The following is a 17,593-nucleotide window of genomic DNA, read 5'->3' as shown; positions in this document are numbered from 1 at the left end:
CCATAGTTCAGTCTGTGCAGATAGCATTGGACGTAGGACCCCGATGAGCTATCGGCCAACACGGCTTTAACTCTGCTCTCTGATGACGCATGCCTCTTGCAGAGACCGGATCGGCTAGCTAGCCTTCCTCATCCCCACTGGAGTCGAGAGCGGTGCCAACGCTGATCTTGCCGAGGAGCCTGGACAGCGCAAGTGCGGCACCCTTGTCGATCACTTCGTCATCGCAGCGTGCATCGAGCACGCAGAATGGACAGCCGCTGGCGCAGGAGCAGGCGGCAATCAGGTGCTCGGCGAGTGAGAGTGCCTCGTGAAGGTTATGGATGACCTTGGTTATCATCGTAGATGGATGCGATTTTGTGAGATAGTAGATAACGATCGATGGCGCGTCACCGTTGCGGAGGGTGAGGCTAGCCAGATCCGAGGTTCCTCCGTTGGTCAAGAGCGGTAGCACCTTGGCGAGGGCGTGTTCGAGCGCATGCAGGCCGGCAAATAGATCCTCGGGGTCGATGCCAAGGTATATAGGATCGACGCAGGTGAGGACGACCGCCTCTGCTGGACTTGAGATAATCGGACTTGTGACTTTGCGCTTGGCCACCTGTCGCCCCTGCTGATCGAACTCTTTGTAGCCGGTAACCTGCTCCACGACGAGTGCCTCTATCCGTTCGATTCCAAGCGTGGGATGAGGTTCGAGGTGTTCGAGAATCCTGCCCTGTGACAGCGAGCGAAAGAGAGCCGGTTGAGTGTGATGCCCTTCGGTCTCTGGGATGCAGACGATCTCGCGACGCTCGGAGTCTACGCGCTGTACTCGAAATGGTGTACCGAAATGAAGGAAGACCGCTCCTTTGTGGGCCTCACGGAGGGCCTGACGTATCGAGATTCTCTCGACGGCGCGATGGTCACGAGTTCCTTGAAAGTGAATCTCGTAGCTGGCTTCGCGCTCCATGAAGGGGGTGCCTAGATGGGGACGTTGCTTGGTCGATCGATAGGTGGTTCCATCTTTGATGAGCAGATCGCGATTCACCAGGTCAGAGAGGGCGGCGGTCGCGCCCGGCCCATCCTCTATGGATGTCTCCTCAAGTGGAAGCTCAGCTGCGGCAAGGAGTAGGTGACGAGTGAGGATGTCGGTGTCGTCAGAGGCTGCGATCGCATGTTCTGGGGTGCGTTCGAGTAGCTCGGCGGCGTTGGCGAGTAGTGAGCGTGAGATCGGGTCGCCTCCGACCATCACGATGCCGAGGGCGTCGAGGTTGGTGCGTCCCGCTCGCCCCAGCCGTTGCCATAGCGAGGAGATTGAACCTGGGTAGCCGTTGAGGACGACGGTGTCGAGCGAACCAATATCTACCCCGAGTTCGAGCGCACTGGTAGCAGAGACCCCGCGAATGCTGCCAGAGCGCAACTCATGTTCGACACGGCGACGCATCTCGGCTGAGTACCCGGAGCGATAGGGGAGGATGCGGTGACTTCTATCCGAGCCTGCCATTGCAACGTACTCAGCTTGGGCACGAGTATTCGAAAATACGACCACCGATCGTCGCATTCTGATCAGGTGACGGGTTAGGTAGGCGGCTTGGGTGGATGGCGGGGTCTTAGGATCTCGTGTGCAGTCCCAGAAGAGAACGGTGCGTTCGGACTGACTGGCACCGCTATCGTCTACGACGACGAATGGCTGATTCGTGAGCGTCTGCAGGTGTTCTCTCGGGTTAGCAATGGTGCCGGAGGCGGCGATGATCACCGGTCGAGCGTGGTAGTGATGTGTAAGTCGTTCAAGACGCCAAAGTAACCCCTGGAAGGATGCCCCCAGGCTGCCGACGTAGTGGTGAGCCTCGTCGATCACCACCACACTCAAGTTACTGAGAAACGACTCCCAGCTACTGTGCCAGCCGAGATAGAGATGCAGGCCGTGAGGGTTGGAGATGATAATACGTGCGTTCGCGCGGATCTTTGCCCGCTCTGCGGCCGGGGTGTCTCCGTCATAGACTGCAGGGCGAAGCTGGCCGCCGAGAGTTTGATCGAGTTCACGGAGCCGCTCCAACTGGTCGTAGGCGAGCGCCTTGGTGGGGTAGAGAAACAGGGCTGTAGCTTGTGGATCGGCGAGCAGTCGCTCCAGAGTAGGGAGTACAAAGGCGAGTGTTTTGCCAGAGGCTGTGGGTGTCGCCAAAACAACGTTGCTCCCCTGTTGGACGTGGTCATAGACCAGTGCCTGGTGGGAATAGAGTCGTCCGCCACCGGGTAGAACGGCTTGTCGGGTATACGGTGATAGTGGCTTGTCGGGTTCGAGAAAGCGTGCATCGCGTGCCGGGATGACGATGCTTTGGGCGATCTGATCGCGGTAGAATCCAGCACGCTCGATCACCTCGACGATCGAGGAGTCATCAGCCGGGGCGGAGTCAGCTACGTCTGCGGGCGCCTTATGCGAGAGAGCCCGAAAACGAGCCTCAAGATCGCTGGGCAAAGTCTCGTGGTCGTCGGTCTCGTGGTCGTCGCTCGGCTTGGATCATGGCTTGTTTGATTCTAGCCGTCGTATCGCCGACTGCTCGAATCTTCGCAGATTCCCTCTCCAGATTCTTGTGAGGATAGGCTGGGCCAGTGCCGCGGTGAGGGGTCCGCCTACGCCGATCGGGAAGCGCAGCACCTCGTTCCACGTCAGTTGGCAGCTATCGTCGGAGTATCCACGAAGCTGCAGACATCCCTCGCCGGTGATCAACCCATGGTGGCGTACGCTAATTGACGACCCCTCCTCCCAATTTGTAATCTCCATCAGGTCACGAGTTTTGAGCGGCCCGACCTGGGTCAAGCAACTGAATCGCGTTCCGGTACCACGATGTTGGGCGGTGAGGAACTCTATGTTGGTGGCGTCAGCCATCCATTCGACGTGGTGCTCGATGTCGGCGAGTTCGTTCCATGCGACAGATAGCGGGACTCCAAGATGGCGTTCGACGTTGATGGTGCTCACCTACGGTACAACCACATATGCAAACAATCCTTCCGAGTCAGATCTCAAAACGTGTTGCGGCTTCGACGGAGTGAGGGTATCGATCGATAGCGAGCAGCTGCTACAGGAGTATGAGTAAGTCGAGGTCGAGGTCAAAGCCGATCGAGTGCCAACTGGATGGCCTCAGCTTGGCCGAGGAGTGCGAGATCGGTATGGGGTCGACTGATCATAGTCATACCAATAGGCATGTGTGCGAGTGAGCCGATGGGGAGAGTGAGGGAGGGGCATCCGGCTACCGCAGCTACCGACCAGTTCCCGATTGCCATCGGATCACCGTTGATCGTGTCGATCAGCCAGGCGGCGTCCATGGTGGGGGCTAGGAGGATGTCTGCATCGGCTTCGGCTAGTGCGGCCTCTATACCCTTACGACACCGCTCACGGTTGGAGTCCAGCGCTTTGCGATAGCTGCCCTCCTCCCATGGGTGAGTGAGTCCCATGGTGAGCAGCTCTTGCCCAAAGAAGGTGAACTCCTGGTCTGGGTGAGCGACGTTGTAGTCGGTGACATCAGCAAGGGACCGAGAGGTTGCGTCGTTGCGGTCCTTCAGATAGCGATCAAGCTCCACCGACATCTCGTAGACCAGGACGATCTGCTCTGCCTCCTCGTCAGGCTCAAGGCTGCCGTCGGAGACCTTGGGGAGGCGTGTGATGCTATAACCGTGTTTGGTCAGCGATGTCAGTGTCTCCTCAAAGCAGGTGATGGTCTTCGGATTAAGGTTGGCGAGCATCGACTCTACAACGACGTAGTTCGGTCTGAGAGCTTCGTGCGTTGAGTCGACGACCACCTTTGCTACCAGGCGGGCATCCCCAACGCGATTGGCGAAGATGCCCACCGAGTCCTGAGTGCTCGAGAGCGGGATCACCCCAGTTCGGTCGATGTCACCTGGAGTTGACTTGAAACCCACCACTCCATTTACCGCTGCTGGACAGAGAATGGAGCCATCGGTCTCGGTGCCAATGGCTACCGGCACATAGCCTGCCGCCACCGCTGCCGCTGAGCCAGAGCTCGACCCGCCAGCCGTTCTAGCGCTGTCATGTGGGTTTCGGGTGATTCCTCCACGACCGCTCCACCCAGAGACTGAGGAGATGCCGCGGAAGTTGGCCCACTCCGATAGGTTCGTTTTGCCGATGATGGTCGCGCCTGCCTCCCGCAGTCTGCTGACAACGGTTGCGTCACGGGTCGGAGGGTTTAGCGATAGCGCATAGGACCCGGCGGTAGTGGGTAGATCGTGGGTGTCGATGTTGTCCTTTATCAGGATCGGTAGCCCTGCTAGCAACCCAGAGCAACCAAATGATTGGTCTGGGGTGGCGACAAAGAGGAGAGCGTTTAGTCCGTCGTTGTGCTGGCGGGTGGTCAGTTCCTCAACTAACGTTGGCCCCCAGTCGGGGGTAGCAGAGAGGTTCTTGAAATCTTGGACGGTGCGCAGTTCGGTCATAGTCTTCACCTTAGCAACCGAGGTTGCGGTAGAGTTGTCGCGTGACCAGCTTTGGGCGACAGTTTGGCTTAAATGCAGCGACATACGATAACGTGCGCCCTGGCTACCCCGATGAACTCTTTGATATGCTCGCCGATATACTCCCCACCGGAGCGACGGTACTCGAGATTGGAGCCGGAACTGGGATTGCAACCCGCGAGTTGCTATGCCGTGGTCTACGCGTCCTCGCTGTTGAGCCAGACGACGAGATGGCCCGTCAGCTGAGTCGGCAGACTGTTGGTGATCTTGAGGTGGTGATCACTGACTTCGAGAGCTATCGAGGTGCTCGTCGATCATTTGACGCCGTGGTATCTGCACAGGCGTGGCACTGGTTCGCAGGGGCCTATGCACTTCGGAGTGTGAAGCGGCTGTTGCGCCACGACGGTATCTTTGCTGCCTGGTGGAACATCGGCACTGTGACCGATGACCGACTTGGTCGAGAGCTTGCAGCCGTTTTCCAAGAGACCAGCCATCGCCTGCCAGTATTGTTTCGTCGCCCAGATCTGAATGAGACTATTGATGAACTTGCGCGCCTGCTCCATGGAGATCTTGGATTCTCTCGAGTAGAGCCGCTGCGCTACCTCTCTTCGGTGCAATACGAGCCCTGGAAGTTTGTGGCGCTGATGTCAACGATGTCTGAGGTGCTCGCACTCGAATCCGATGACCGTGAGCGAGTACTCGGTCGCTTGAGTGATCGTCTTGGTGATCAGGTGTTAGAGGTGGAGTACATGACCCTAGGGCACCTAGCGTTTCGTTGTTAACGCCATTGGTCGTCGAGTCGGTTTGTTACCTCCGGGGGCGCTGAGTCTGCGCATTATTGCGTTGGCGAGCTTGGTAGATCCTCTGGGTTGATCTGGAGATTGAGTCGATCTGGGCGGTCAAAACCTGTGCTTCAGTTGCGGATAGACCGTCTCGTGCTGCACTTGCCCACAATGGTGGAGACGACTGTCGCGACAGGGCACAGATTCGGTGAACTCGATCAGCGTTAACCCGAATCGACCGAAACCTGTGCCTTGCCTCTGGCAGATAGAGACTGCGTTCCTGTTGGCGCAGCGGCAATCTAAGTGGGCGTAGCCTACTTTGCCTCGAGAATCTTGCGGATGTTGTCCTGGATCTCTGGAGTGAGGCGTTCGTGTGCTGCTTGTGCTCCCAGGTTCTCCTCAAGCTGTGCCCGATTCGAAGCGCCGAGAATCACCGTTGATACCTGCGGATTAGCGAGACACCATCCGATTGCAAGTTGACCCATGGTGAGGTCAAGTTGCTTGGCGATCGGCTCAAGTTGCTTGACGATGCTGGCAGCCTTTGGATCGGTCAACATCTCCTTTAACCACTCATAACCAGGCAGAGACGCGCGCGAGCCTGCAGGTATGCCGTTGGCGTACTTCCCAGTCAACAAGCCCGAGGCCAACGGGCTCCAGGTCGTGAGGCCGATACCCTCTTCGTCTAGGAGTCGCTTGTACTCGACCTCAACCTTGGCGCGAGTGAGCATGTTGTACTCTGGTTGCTCGACGACGGGTGCGTGCAGGTGGTGTTCACGAGCTACTGCGATCGCTGCTCGGATCTCGTCGGCTGACCATTCGGAGGTACCCCAGTAGTGAGCCTTGTGTTCTGCAACTAGTTCGTGCATGGTGTAGACCGTCTCTTCGATCGGGGTCTCAGCATCTGGACGGTGGCAGTAGATCAGGTCAAGATGGTCGAGGCCGAAGCGCTCTAGTGATGCATTAACCGCTTCGATCAGGTACTTACGATTGAGGGTAAATCGGGCGTTGACCGTGTCATGTATGCCCCAGTAGAACTTGGACGATACGAGATAGCTGTGTCGTGGCCAACCAAGTTGAGCGATCGCCGCTCCCATGATGCGTTCCGACTCTCCACTCGAGTAGGCCTCAGCGTTGTCGAAGAAGTTGACACCTTGTTCGTATGCATAGCCGAGTATCTCAGTGGCTTCGCCGACGCCGATCTGGGGGCCAAAAGTGACCCAAGAGCCAAAGGAGAGCTCTGACACTTTGATTCCAGCACGGCCTAGTCGTCGATAGTTCATGTTAACCCTTTCATTTGTTTGCGAGTACATTCTAGCCGGGAAGGGGTTCAGAGCTGATTTTGGCGATTTCGGCACCGGTTTGGGTCGAGAACACCATACGAGCCTCGGTCCAGTTCTCTGGCGTGACGTAACGAGATTGGATTGATACGTATGCAGGTTTCTACTAGCAGCTGGACGACCAAAGCTCCTCCTCGGCCACTTCGGGCCCTTCGTAGTCAAGGGTGTGGTATTAGAGAGCGTGGCTCCGGACTCGCAACTGTGAGTCTCAATGTATGAATGCGGTAGGCGTTCAAGGAACTGCAGTAAGTGAGCGATTAAGGATGTGGTTGTTGTTGGCTCGGGCTGGGTCTTTGGAGTTAGGTTTACTGGAGGCAGTGACGTCGAAACTACGGGATCTCATTTGTGAGTGTTGTGCTGGCATTATCGCTTGAGACCCTTGGCCCTTCTTTGTAGACCGCGTTCGTCGGGCTAGGTGCACGACATCTTCGCCGTTGTGTTGCTGGTTTGGGGTCTCAATTTTCAGCTATGAGTAGCGGTCCTCTTTGCCGTGGAGCGGGGTGAACTCTAGGGTCGAGATCCTCTCGGTGCTTAACAATCAAGAGATTGAGGCTGGCCCCGGGTACTATTGACCTAGTGACCGTCCTCTCGCATGTTAACGCTATCGCACAGACTGCTTGGGTAGTCGTGGTGCCATATAGTATCGCCTCTCGCCGAGTGAATCGGCAATGGGGTGGGCGAGGTTGAGGCGGGTTGGGTGCGAGAGTAGAGGTTCCGATGAACAGTGATCGCCTCCAGCAGGCTTTTGAAGAGAAGTGTCACCGCCAGAGACTCAAGATCACCAATGAACGACAGCAAGTGTTTGAGGCCCTATTGCGCCAAGAGCACCCTGTGACTCGCTCGTATCTGCTGGCCGAGCTCACCGGCAACGGCATCCATCCACCCACGCTCTACCGGACGATCGATGCCTTTGTAGCAGCTCAGATCGTACAGGCGATATCACTCAATGGTGGCGTTGGCTATGAGTTGCTTCCACCATTTGCCCCGCATCACCACCACTTTCACTGTTTGAACTGCCAGAAGGTAATTGGGTACGAGGTTCACCCAGGTGCAGAGCTTGATGAGGCGGCGATGCCGGGCGATGCGCTCTACCACCAGGTTGATGTTTACGGCGTTTGTCGCAGCTGTCTCGATGAGGATCTTCCTGGCCAGGATCAGGCCGCGGTTGATGGTTGCATTGTCGATCGTGCGAAATGATATCCGCCTGGTCGAGGAGGAGCACTGATGAGTGACTTGGCTGCTATTACCGGCGCCCAGCATCTCGTTGCTTCGCTTGTTGATCTCGGGGTTGAGTACGTCTTTACCAATCCAGGGACGACCGAGCTTGAGCTTGTTCAAGCGCTGGAGGCCAATGAGGATCTCACCCCAGTGTTGGTTACTCAAGAGCTGGTGGCCACGGCGGCAGCTGACGGTTTTGCACGTTTCCGTGGGCTTGGCGTGGCACTTCTACACCTTGGACCCGGGTTTTCCAATGGAGCAGCGTTTGTCCATGATGCCAGGCGAGCCGGCACGCCGATGCTGGTGATCGTCGGTGAACACCCTGATACACATCTGGCGGTAGATGCGGCGCTCAACACCGATTTGGCCGCCATCATGGCGCCGTTTTGTGTGGAGGTACTGGTCGTTGATGACCCTGCTACCGTAGCGCAGACCACTCGCCGGGCCGGTGAGCTTGCTCGGTTGCATCGAGGCCCAGTCGGTTTGATAGCACCACAGAACGTTATGGCGGCCCATGTTTGCCGAGATGAGCTTGGCCGAGATGAGCCCGGTTCAAATGAGTCTGGCCGAGAAGAATCAGTGCAGGCTGTCGCTGTGGCTTCGAGTCAGGTTGTTGGGGCTAGTGTGGCGCAATCATCGAGGCTGCTGGACCAAGCCGTGCGGCTGGAGACCTCCTCGACGGCCGAAGCTAGCGGACCAACTAAGGACGAGGTCGGTCACGACCCACTCTTGCTCTTAGGGTCGACAGCACTGAGTGGAGCCAGCCAACTCCTCGCTGCGCGAATTGCCAGTCACATCGGGGCACGCCTCTATGCGGAGGTGTTTCCGGCCGTCATGGAGCGTGGGAGCCACCTTCCGCCGATCTCTCGAATACCATACTTCCCAGATCAGGCTCGTGCCATGATTGGAACGCCGAGTATGGTTATCCTGATAGGCACTAGCGAGCCGTTGGCCTATTTTGCGCAGGAAGAGATGGCACCTCAACTCATTCCAGCTGAGACCAAGATCGTTACATTGGTCGCTTCAGGAGGCCCGGCAGAGATTGGTCTGCGCCGATGGGCTAAACGTCTCGGGGTCGATGCTGATCTAGACGACGGCGGAGTTGTCGGAGGCACACACTCTGAAGATACAGCCAGCGAAGAGACTTACCCCGAAGAGACGATGACCACTACTAGCAACGATGATCCGCTAACCGCCGAGTCGGTCGGTCGACTATTCGCTCACTACCAACTAAGTGGAGATGTCGTCGTTGACGAAGGACGTACCAGTTCAGGTCCTGCGGTCCTCCATGGGATGAGTGCTCCGCCGCATTGGTACGTTGGACATCCGGGTGGAGCGATCGGAGGCGGACTTGGGTTAGCGCTTGGCGCTGCTGTTGCGACCCGAAGGCGAGTGCGCGCTTTGATTGCCGATGGAGGGTCACTATATGCCCCTCAGGCGCTATGGACTATTGCGCATCTCGGACTCGACGTCGGGGTGGTGGTTGTGGCGAACCAGGGGTATCGGATCCTGCGGATGGAGATGAAGGCGCGAGGTATTGAGCCTATCTCCAGAGATCTGACCCAGATCGAGCATCCTCGCGTCGATTTCATCGCGCTGGCGCAGGCGTTTGGGGTTGCTGGCTATCGCGCTAATACCGTTGGTGAGCTAGCCTCGATTTTGGAGGCAGGGGGCGAACAGCATCGTCCCTTCTTGGTGGTCGCAGAGCTCGCCGACCCGTCTTAGCTCTTGATTGATCACCTTGGCTCTCAAGCGAAGAGGCTCGCGCCTGCGCTCTGGCGAGTCGATCTAGAAAAAGAGGAGCAGCGGCACCACCGAGACGATAGTGGCGATGTAGCCGAGGTAGGCCGGCCACCAATGGGTGGGGCGCGAACGACTCCAGATCAAGACCGAGGTGAGCCAGAGAATGTCGGTCGCCCGGAAGTAGGAGGAGTGATTCCAGACCTCGCCGGAGAGCGAGAGTGTGAGGATCAGCATCAGGCCCCATGCGACCTTGAGATAGAGAGGTACCTCGGTACTCTTTAGATTCATTGCAGCCAACACCACAAATAGCGCGATGATTACAAGCTGGCCAAACCAGATAAGGTTGGTTGCACTAAGCGCGTGTGCGTGATGAACGATACCGACGAGGACGGAGTAGACCGGAATACCCAAGTTGCCGCGAAGGTCCCCACTGATGGCGACCTTTCCGAGGACGACGTGAAGCAGGCCCTGGAAACCCAGTGCTGCCAGTCCTGGGATGAGGAAGACCGCGGGGTTCATGGTCGAGCGTCGCTTGCGAACCAGCACTAACAGCCAGATCAATCCAAGCGCGATTGGCACTATCAGTTCTGTCTCGAGCGCAAGTCCAGCGAACGCAAAAGCAATTCCCGCGAATACCAAGTGATCGTGTTCAAAAAGGTACATTGCCACCAGCAAAAATGCGGCGGCGGTTGGCTCAGCGAGGTCACGACCGGTGCTCATCGTGTAACCGAAGTATCCACCGAGCAGGACACCAACCATCGCAGGATGAGCTGTGTTATGGGCTAGCTTTGCCCCCATATAGGCGATGACGGTCACCGCGATCAGGTTGACGATTACTAGGGTCACCGGCACCCAATGGTGCTGGCCAAGCGAGATCAGCCAGGCCAAGAAAGGGTAGACGATACGTTGGTCTCTGAAGGCCCCATTCAGTGTGATCCCAAAGGCATGGAGCCTGAGAACGAAGGGGTCGAGGGCTAGACGGAGGAAGAACTGGCCATCGTAGCCGTTGCCGTGGTGCTGGTAAAGATACGAAGGCAACTGCCTCCGATTGGAGAATGTCGTTCCAATGAGCGCAAGGCTGGAGATGTTACCCTTCGCGACGACGATGGAGCGTTCGCCGAGATAGATCAGATAGCCGACGAAGACGATGAGTGCAGCGATGCGCGGCGCCCTCTCGGAGCTTGTAGTAGTCGCGGTGTGCACCCAACTATCGTAGCAATCGAGTCGTCTGATCAGGCGAATTTCGGGTACTTGCATCCGAGGACAGATGTTGGCGCCCCTGCCTCAGATGGCTTTCATATCCGCGACTATAATGATCACAGGGTGATTTAGTTGGATTTCTCCAGAAAAATAATGTTGCTTGGCGTAGGCGTCCTAGTCGTTCTACTAGTTGCTGTCGGTATAGTTGTAGTGCCCAGCCTCAATGGATCCTCATCGGCGAGCCTTGCCTCCAATAACTCGACGGCGTCGAATGCATCGACGGGAGCAAATGTGGTAGTGGCGTCGGTGACCCCTAACCCAGGAGCCACCAACGTGCGACCAAACGAGCCGATCACGATTCACTTTTCAACGCCGATCAATTCGCATACGCCTATGCCTACCTTGAGCCCGCCGGTGGCCGGTTCCTGGTTCCTTGAGAACTCGACGACTGTTGAGTTTGCGCCAGATGCAAGCTACACCCCGGGAGGCACGGAGAGCGTCAGTATCCCCGGAGGTCCTAGCGGCATCTTAGCGGCCTCGGGCCAGCGGCTACAGAATCCCGAACAGATCTCGTTTACGATAGCGCAAGGATCGCTCCTTAGGATGCAGCAACTCCTCGCCCAGCTCAATTACCTGCCCGATAGCTTCAAGCCGACGCATCGGCTCGTCTCCAATGCTGACCTAGCTCTTGTCCAAAAGGGTAACTTCAATGTGCGCTGGTCTAATGAACCCTCCTCCCTGCAGGCGACCTTCTATCCCGGGTCCTGGGGAGTAGCCACGCAGGCGGCCATCATGTCGTTCGAGAAGGTTAGCAATCTGCCCGTAAACGGCCAGCCATCTGCGACCGTCTGGTCAGCTCTGTTGGCTGCTGCTGCTCAACACCAGCTTGACCCGAACGCTTACTCGTATATCTATGTGTCCAAGTCGCCACTTCCAGAGACACTCAAGGTCTGGGTGAACGGGAAGGTTGTCTTGACCAGCGTCTGCAATACCGGAGTCGGAGCAGATGTCACCCATGCTGGCACATGGCCAATCTTCTTGCGTTACGTTCAAAACTACATGAGCGGCACCAATCTGAATGGCACTACCTATCACGTCCTCGTCCACTGGATCAACTACTTCCATGGATCGGTTGCAGTGCACGGGTACCCGCGCGCAACTTATGGATACCCTCAGAGCGCCGGTTGTGTGGAGCTACCTATATCAACGGCCAAGGTCGTCTACGGCATGGTAAACATAGGGACTATGGTCACCGTCCTATAACAGTTGGCTGATACGCGCCGTCGATTGACGCGCCGTCGATTGATAGGGTGTCGGCTGGCGCCGTGGTCTTGGTCGCGCTTAGTGCTGTCTCTGGACCACACTGTCTAGCGCACTCGGGTTTGATTTCAACTAGCCAGTAGTCCGTGCACCTCGAGGTGGGTCTCCTGATAGCCCGAGGTTGGCTGATGCTGGCGGTCGGTCGGGGAGCGGAGAATGTACAGGGTTCTATGCAGTATGCTGCTAGCTCTTCTCTTACCTTAAACTGACCTCGTTCGATATTGAGCGCTCATGTAGAACAGATGCTGCTCCGGGTCGATGCGAAACGACCGACGCCGGAATGAATGAAGAGCAGTTGTGGTAATTGTTGTCCTCGTGGGTACTCGGTCTTTGTCGGTTGGGGTTTGCTGGCCTCGAAGGTCTAGCCCCATTGGCAAGGGGCTAGCTGCTGCTCCTCTTGCCGAGACCTCTCTTCTCTCTGAAGGAGAGGATCGCCTTGATAACGTGCCCGACTACCAAGGCAGCGATGGCCAGGAAGACGATCTCATGGGTGAACTCGGCACCGCCCTGGATCGAGGTTGGAATCCGCCCCGGTGTTCGAAGTGCGAAGCCAGTGAGGACGGCGAGGACTGCCAGCGCCGCCATTCCCGCTGTAAACAGGCGCTGACCGACGTTGAACTTCTCCGGCTCCTCTCCCTCTGTCGATGGTGTCGCTCGATGGAGCCAGTCGCCTATCACCCCGGTCCATGAGTTGAGCTGATCGAGCGGTGCGATCATCAACTCGTGTAGATCGCGGCGGAGTGCGCGCCCCCATGGACCAACGAGTGCAAGCAGCATAATGACGGTGGCTGTTATGCCACTATCGATATGTAGGCGGTTGATGAGGGGTCGCGGGAAGTGGGCTGTGAGTGCAGGCACGAAAAGAATGGTTCCGGTGGCGAGCAGGACCAACATAGCGATCGCTATCAGCCAGTGGATCAGCTTCTCGAAGAAGAAAAAGCGGCGAGTGGTGTTGTCGTCAGTGGCGGAGTGGTTAGGAGATGGTGGCATTGACCGGATAGCCTCGCTGCTCCCAATAACCCGGTGTCTGTTGGCTAACAAGGCTGATTCTGTTCAACCACTTCACCGATTTGTAGCCGTACATACTTGGAACCAACAGTCTTACTGGTGCCCCATGATCGGCCGAGATCGGCTTGTTGTCTAGGTCCATGGCGAGTAAAACATCGGAGCTTCGCGCCTCGTTGAGGCCGAGGGAGTCGGTGTAAACACCGTCGGCGCTGGAAAACTCAAGAGCGTTTACGCCGGTGCGTGGTTTGACTCGGTCAAGGAGATCGGCAAGCCTGACCCCTCGCCAGTGGGTGTTGGGAACTGTCCAGCCGGTTACGCACGTGAAGGTAAAGCTGACCTCATGTTGGGGGAGTGCTCGCAACTCTTCGTAGGAGAGCAGCAGTGGATGCTCGACGTTGCCGTCGATGCGCAAGCGGTACGAACTCGTTTTGATGTCAGGGATCGAGCCGGTGACGGTATAGATCTCGAATCCGCCAACGCTGAATCCCCCGGAGTTGGCTAGACCACTCAGGGTTTGGGCAATGTCGTGACCAAAGAGGGTGGTGACCACCCCGGCTCCTAGGACCGACAGAAAGACGCGCCTCCCAACTCGGCGTCCAGTCGGTTTCGGGTGATCGGGTTCCATGGCACCAGTTTTACTCTGGGCGCTCGCAATGCGTAATCGTTCCACTTATCTTTTGTAGCCACTAGAAAATTCCGGATAGATAGCGGTTGCTCGAGTATGACATGGAATTCGATCATATGAGACTGTCAGTACGATTTGATTTCACGATCACAAGTACGGAGGTTCTGGTCGCACCTCTTTAGATTACATTCGTCAGCAAAAGGCTGTTAGGTTTCGGCAGTATCTGAACTCTAGTAGTCGTTCAGGTTAAGCGCAGAGAGCGTAGCGGTAAACCCTATATGATCCACCTCTGATGCGAGAGAATCGACCAAAATAGATACGGGAGAAGAGCTCATGTTAGACCACGTTGCATACATCAGATCCAGTGATCGCAAAGCTCTGCAGAGGGCGACCAGATGTTAAATAATGGCAAAACTGTCGCCGACATCGCTTGGAGCTCAGGTCTCATCGAGACCAGCTGTCATGGAATCAAGAACGCTTAGAACGCATGGGGCCACGTGGTCTTCATACGTCTTCGCTTTAAAGAGTCTGAGACTCGAGGCCTGAAGCCTAAACCCGTGGTTGCTGATCCCGTCCTGGCTTATATCCTTGGCAACTCTAGAGCTGGTTTCTGCCCTGACCCATTTCTCATTCAAGACTGCCTGTCAAATCTCAAGAGCCGGTATACCGATATCAAGTTGGACCGATGGTGAGCGGCTAGTCTGCCACCCGGAGCTGCCGAAATGATTATGATGAGCGGATCGCGGTGACAGTATCCGGGTGATTGGTATTACTACGAGTGTTATGGCCACCAACAATCTCAGCAAACAGGCGCCGAGGCCAATTCTAGTGTTGTCGGTCACTCACAGGAGAATCTACACATCAAGGATTACGATTTAGTAGTCGGTGTTAAGAAGGGCGTGGTTATCCGTATCGGTGAGGTGTCATCCTCTGTGGAAAACCGAACCGCCGGAGACGACTGTTGGCACACCCCCCTGGATCGTCGATATCAGCAACCAGCTGAGCGTATCTACCAGCGTATAAACCAGACTGGTTAGACGTCTAAACAGAAAAGAAATAGATAATGTTATTGATTATTGCTGCTGTGCTTATTGTTCTATGGTTTTTTGGTCTTCTTGGCCACATTGGAGGCGGTCTTGTCAATATCCTGTTGATCATCGCTGTTGTCGTGGTAGTCCTTCACTTTGTACGCGGTCGAAGAACGGCTTAAGTCAAGATTCACGGCGTTATGTTCCCTTGGTTAAGTAGCTGGTAACGCCGACAAGACGGTAAATCGTCGTTCAGGCGAACCACTCGTCTGGGCCGGGTCCATTGCCGTTCTATATTGTATCCACTAATTGCCAATTAAGACTTCGCTCACTAGTTCGCAAAACCGAGTACCAGACTTGTGCTCATGGCCCGCTTGGTTGATTGAGTTCCTGACCATTTACCTATCAGGCCAACGAAGCGGCTCACTCGATTAACCAAGCAACGAGGGGACACGGTGTGAGAACGACTCCGATCTGAAGTAGCGAGGAGGCTGGATAGACAGAGCCGATGTCTTCCTTTCGCCAGTGACGCGTGCCGTGGTCATTGGGCGGTCCAGACGAATCGGCGGGATGGTTTCGCTCTAGAATGTAGAGTGTGAGGCCGAACGCTACCGCCGTGCGAACCCTGTTGTGGCGTCTGGTCCGGTCGACGTTTCAGGTTGACGCCAGTGGTCTATCGCTACGTGGTGGCGTCTTTGCGACCTTGGGTGTAGTTGTGCCACTGATAGTCGGGCTTCTCTTACACGATATCGTGCTGGGGGCTGTCGGTGCCATTGGCGCACTCCTCGTTGGGTTTGCGGGTTTCCAGCGAGGCTATCGAAGCCGGCTGGTGACGATGTCGATAGCATTGGTGGTAGTTAGCGTCTGCCTGGTAGCGGGGAACAGCATCCACTCTCAGCTTTTTGCTTCAGCTGTGTTCTATCTCGTAGTTGGCTCGGCGGCCGGCGCAGCTTTGGCTCTTGGTGAGGCTGCCTCCACTATTGGTATTCAGGCGTTGGTAGCCTTCGCTATTGGTAGTGGACTAGGGGCTCCAACTTCACTCTCGGCCTCTCTTGCACTCGCAACCGCGATGGGAGCCCTGCTTCAAGTCATTTTGACTGCTATCGCGATTCTAAGCAGTCGATCTCCAATTGAGTGCCGTGCTTTGGGCCAGGTCTATGCCTCTCTGGCTCGGTATGCGAGTTCGACCAATATCGATCGAGCGCCAAATCCTCATCTGATCTCAGTTCTTCAAGACTCGTTAGTCGATCCACAACCGTTTAGGGGGCGTCGAAGTGCAGCCCTCCTCAGCTTGACTGTCTCAGCGGCAAATCTGCGGTCGCGACTAGCTATGCTACGAGTTTCGCAGACCCATGGTGTCGCAACCGAATTTAGCTCCAGCGGTGATCGCGTAATCGAGCTGACCGCCACGGTATGTGAACAGGTGGTCGAGTTCTCACGCGGGCATTATCGCCCGTCTCGGTATCAGGCTTTGAAGTTCGAGGTGGAGCAGGCTAGGGACCCCCTTGGTTTCAAGGTAGATGACGCACATGCTGAAATACGAATTCAGCTACTAGCGGATCTGGCGGGCATTGTCGATGTGTTGCTCGGGCTCAAAGATCATCGGCAGCTAACCGGGATCAGGGTGAAGCGTTCGGTTTACAACCCCTTCGAGCGACCATTCTCATCATCATCACAGTCTGTCGTCACTCGCCACGCCATACGCCTCGCCTCTGCGCTTGTAATAGCGGACGTCTTGGTGTATCTGCTTGGTGTCGGACACGGCTACTGGGGGCCAATGACGGTTGCCTTGGTACTCCGACCGCAAAATGTAAGCACGTTTGAACGAGGATTGTTCCGTATTTTTGGAACAGTCCTAGGAGTCGCAATGGCTACCGCTATAGTCCTGTTGTTCGCTCCGACAAGCCTGATCTTGGTAGTGATGGTGGCGGTAGTCACCTGGGCTGGTTTTGCAACCTTTCGAGCGAACTACTTCTTCTACAGCATCAGCATTACTGCTGTCGTTGTATTGCTCTTTGTCCTTCTCGGTGCGACCGCGACGGCGGTGGCGATTGATCGGCTCGTTGATACGTTATTGGGTGGAGCGATCGCGATGATAGTTTCATTCATAGCTCCAACGTGGATATCCGAGCCGCTCCCAGCACTGGTGCAGTCGACGATGATGGCGCAAGCGTTGTTTATCGAGTTTCTCGGCACTCGTTGGGCCACGGATGATCAGCACGGATATGCGTTGCTAGAGTCGGCACGTCGTAAACGTGTGCTTGCCATCGAGGTCCTCAATGCGGCAGGTCATGAGGCACCACTCCGGAAGCGTCCCCAAGACACCAATCGTGAGCGTCAACTCCTGATTCAACTCGATCGTTCATCGCTAGCCCTTCTAGCCCTCCAGTCGCTCTCTGCGCTGCATGCCAACGTCAGTCCTTACCGGATACAGGAACTTGCCGTCCTTTCGATGGCGATGCGCGATGCGGCAAGCTCGACTAAATCGAAGCCACTACCGGATCGAGCTCCTTTGGACGACGAAGATGGCGTTCTGGGGGATAAATATGGGATGTCGTTGGCAGACCTTCCATTCGAGTTGTTGTGGGAGGCGAGCAAGAACATCGAGGCCTTGCTTTCCGAGTGATCCGAGAGATCGGCTTTGTCAACCAGGTTGCTACACCCCATACTGGCTCCAGAGGACTTGAGAGGCTGGGTATCGCAGATCTCCTCGGTTTACAACATCCAGTTGGCCCACCTAGGGCGAGGAGTGGGCGTAAGCTGCTCGTTGTGACGCTCTATGCAACAGTGGTGCCAGCAGATCTCTCGGTTGTCGTGTTTGGAGCGTGTAGATCTGTTGGTGTGATGCCGACCCAAGGGCGACGTCGGCTCTAGATCCTCATGATGCAGGCG

Annotated in this window: 13 protein-coding genes; 6 read left to right on the top strand and 7 right to left on the bottom strand. The window is 56.3% G+C overall.

The annotated features are described in order from the left end of the window. Nucleotides 1-118 precede the first annotated feature (118 nt). The 3 genes from FEAC_RS07185 to FEAC_RS07175 form a co-directional block, all read right to left on the bottom strand. The gene (locus FEAC_RS07185; RefSeq protein ID WP_035389159.1) at nt 119-2,449 is read right to left on the bottom strand and encodes a DEAD/DEAH box helicase; all 2,331 of its coding nucleotides are present in this window, start codon (nt 2,447-2,449) and stop codon (nt 119-121) included. Nucleotides 2,450-2,491: 42 nt separating this feature from the next. Beyond that, nucleotides 2,492-2,950, bottom strand: coding sequence for an SRPBCC family protein (locus FEAC_RS07180; RefSeq protein WP_035389158.1), 459 nt, complete (start codon nt 2,948-2,950; stop codon nt 2,492-2,494). A gap of 131 nt (nt 2,951-3,081) precedes the next feature. After that, nucleotides 3,082-4,422, bottom strand: coding sequence for an amidase family protein (locus FEAC_RS07175; protein WP_052565970.1), 1,341 nt, complete (start codon nt 4,420-4,422; stop codon nt 3,082-3,084). A 41-nt stretch (nt 4,423-4,463) separates the two neighbouring features. Here FEAC_RS07175 and FEAC_RS07170 point away from each other — a divergent pair, with 41 nt between their 5' ends. Continuing rightward, on the top strand, nt 4,464-5,222 hold the full coding sequence (locus FEAC_RS07170) for a class I SAM-dependent methyltransferase (protein ID WP_052565968.1): 759 nt from the start codon (nt 4,464-4,466) through the stop codon (nt 5,220-5,222). A 314-nt stretch (nt 5,223-5,536) separates the two neighbouring features. Here the strand turns inward: FEAC_RS07170 and FEAC_RS07165 are convergent, their stop codons facing one another. Then, nucleotides 5,537-6,502, bottom strand: coding sequence for an aldo/keto reductase (locus FEAC_RS07165; RefSeq protein ID WP_035389157.1), 966 nt, complete (start codon nt 6,500-6,502; stop codon nt 5,537-5,539). 774 nt (nt 6,503-7,276) lie between these two features. Between FEAC_RS07165 and FEAC_RS07160 the strand changes: the two genes are divergently transcribed. Next, the gene (locus tag FEAC_RS07160; RefSeq protein WP_152623129.1) at nt 7,277-7,756 is read left to right on the top strand and encodes a Fur family transcriptional regulator; all 480 of its coding nucleotides are present in this window, start codon (nt 7,277-7,279) and stop codon (nt 7,754-7,756) included. 27 nt (nt 7,757-7,783) lie between these two features. After that, nucleotides 7,784-9,502, top strand: coding sequence for a thiamine pyrophosphate-binding protein (locus FEAC_RS07155; protein WP_035389156.1), 1,719 nt, complete (start codon nt 7,784-7,786; stop codon nt 9,500-9,502). 63 nt (nt 9,503-9,565) lie between these two features. Here FEAC_RS07155 and FEAC_RS07150 read toward each other — a convergent pair whose 3' ends face one another. Beyond that, a complete protein-coding gene (locus tag FEAC_RS07150) occupies nt 9,566-10,723 on the bottom strand; it encodes a hypothetical protein (RefSeq protein ID WP_035389155.1) in 1,158 nt (385 codons plus the stop codon). Nucleotides 10,724-10,852: 129 nt separating this feature from the next. Here FEAC_RS07150 and FEAC_RS07145 point away from each other — a divergent pair, with 129 nt between their 5' ends. Beyond that, complete coding sequence (locus tag FEAC_RS07145; RefSeq protein ID WP_152623128.1) at nt 10,853-11,983, top strand: L,D-transpeptidase family protein; 1,131 nt, start codon at nt 10,853-10,855, stop codon at nt 11,981-11,983. Nucleotides 11,984-12,421: 438 nt separating this feature from the next. Here FEAC_RS07145 and FEAC_RS07140 read toward each other — a convergent pair whose 3' ends face one another. Together FEAC_RS07140 and FEAC_RS07135 are read right to left on the bottom strand one after the other, a co-directional pair. Continuing rightward, entirely contained in the window at nt 12,422-13,030 is a 609-nt protein-coding gene (locus FEAC_RS07140; RefSeq protein ID WP_035389154.1) for a cytochrome b/b6 domain-containing protein, read from the bottom strand. Then, on the bottom strand, nt 13,014-13,598 hold the full coding sequence (locus FEAC_RS07135) for a molybdopterin-dependent oxidoreductase (RefSeq protein ID WP_052565964.1): 585 nt from the start codon (nt 13,596-13,598) through the stop codon (nt 13,014-13,016). Before FEAC_RS07135 ends, FEAC_RS07140 begins: the two co-directional genes overlap by 17 nt. 1,138 nt (nt 13,599-14,736) lie before the next feature. Between FEAC_RS07135 and FEAC_RS15165 the strand changes: the two genes are divergently transcribed. Both FEAC_RS15165 and FEAC_RS07130 read left to right on the top strand, forming a co-directional pair. Further along, a complete protein-coding gene (locus FEAC_RS15165; RefSeq protein ID WP_152623127.1) occupies nt 14,737-14,883 on the top strand; it encodes a lmo0937 family membrane protein in 147 nt (48 codons plus the stop codon). A 413-nt stretch (nt 14,884-15,296) separates the two neighbouring features. Continuing rightward, nucleotides 15,297-17,327, top strand: a complete 2,031-nt coding sequence (locus tag FEAC_RS07130; RefSeq protein ID WP_035389153.1) for an FUSC family protein — start codon at nt 15,297-15,299, stop codon at nt 17,325-17,327. The last annotated feature ends 266 nt before the right edge of the window (nt 17,328-17,593 follow it).

This window comes from Ferrimicrobium acidiphilum DSM 19497, assembly GCF_000949255.1.
Taxonomy (GTDB): Bacteria; Actinomycetota; Acidimicrobiia; order Acidimicrobiales; family Acidimicrobiaceae; genus Ferrimicrobium; species Ferrimicrobium acidiphilum.
Note: the sequence above shows the minus strand (reverse complement) of the source record. Positions and strands in the feature narration are given on the sequence as shown.

Excerpts from the sequence above, each read along its gene's own strand:
- FEAC_RS07175 (WP_052565970.1), bottom strand. The coding sequence starts at position 4,422 with ATGACCGAACTGCGCACCGTCCAAGATTTCAAGAACCTCTCTGCTACC.
- FEAC_RS07165 (WP_035389157.1), bottom strand. The coding sequence starts at position 6,502 with ATGAACTATCGACGACTAGGCCGTGCTGGAATCAAAGTGTCAGAGCTC.
- FEAC_RS07160 (WP_152623129.1), top strand. The coding sequence starts at position 7,277 with ATGAACAGTGATCGCCTCCAGCAGGCTTTTGAAGAGAAGTGTCACCGC.
- FEAC_RS07155 (WP_035389156.1), top strand. The coding sequence starts at position 7,784 with ATGAGTGACTTGGCTGCTATTACCGGCGCCCAGCATCTCGTTGCTTCG.
- FEAC_RS07140 (WP_035389154.1), bottom strand. The coding sequence starts at position 13,030 with ATGCCACCATCTCCTAACCACTCCGCCACTGACGACAACACCACTCGC.
- FEAC_RS15165 (WP_152623127.1), top strand. The coding sequence starts at position 14,737 with ATGTTATTGATTATTGCTGCTGTGCTTATTGTTCTATGGTTTTTTGGT.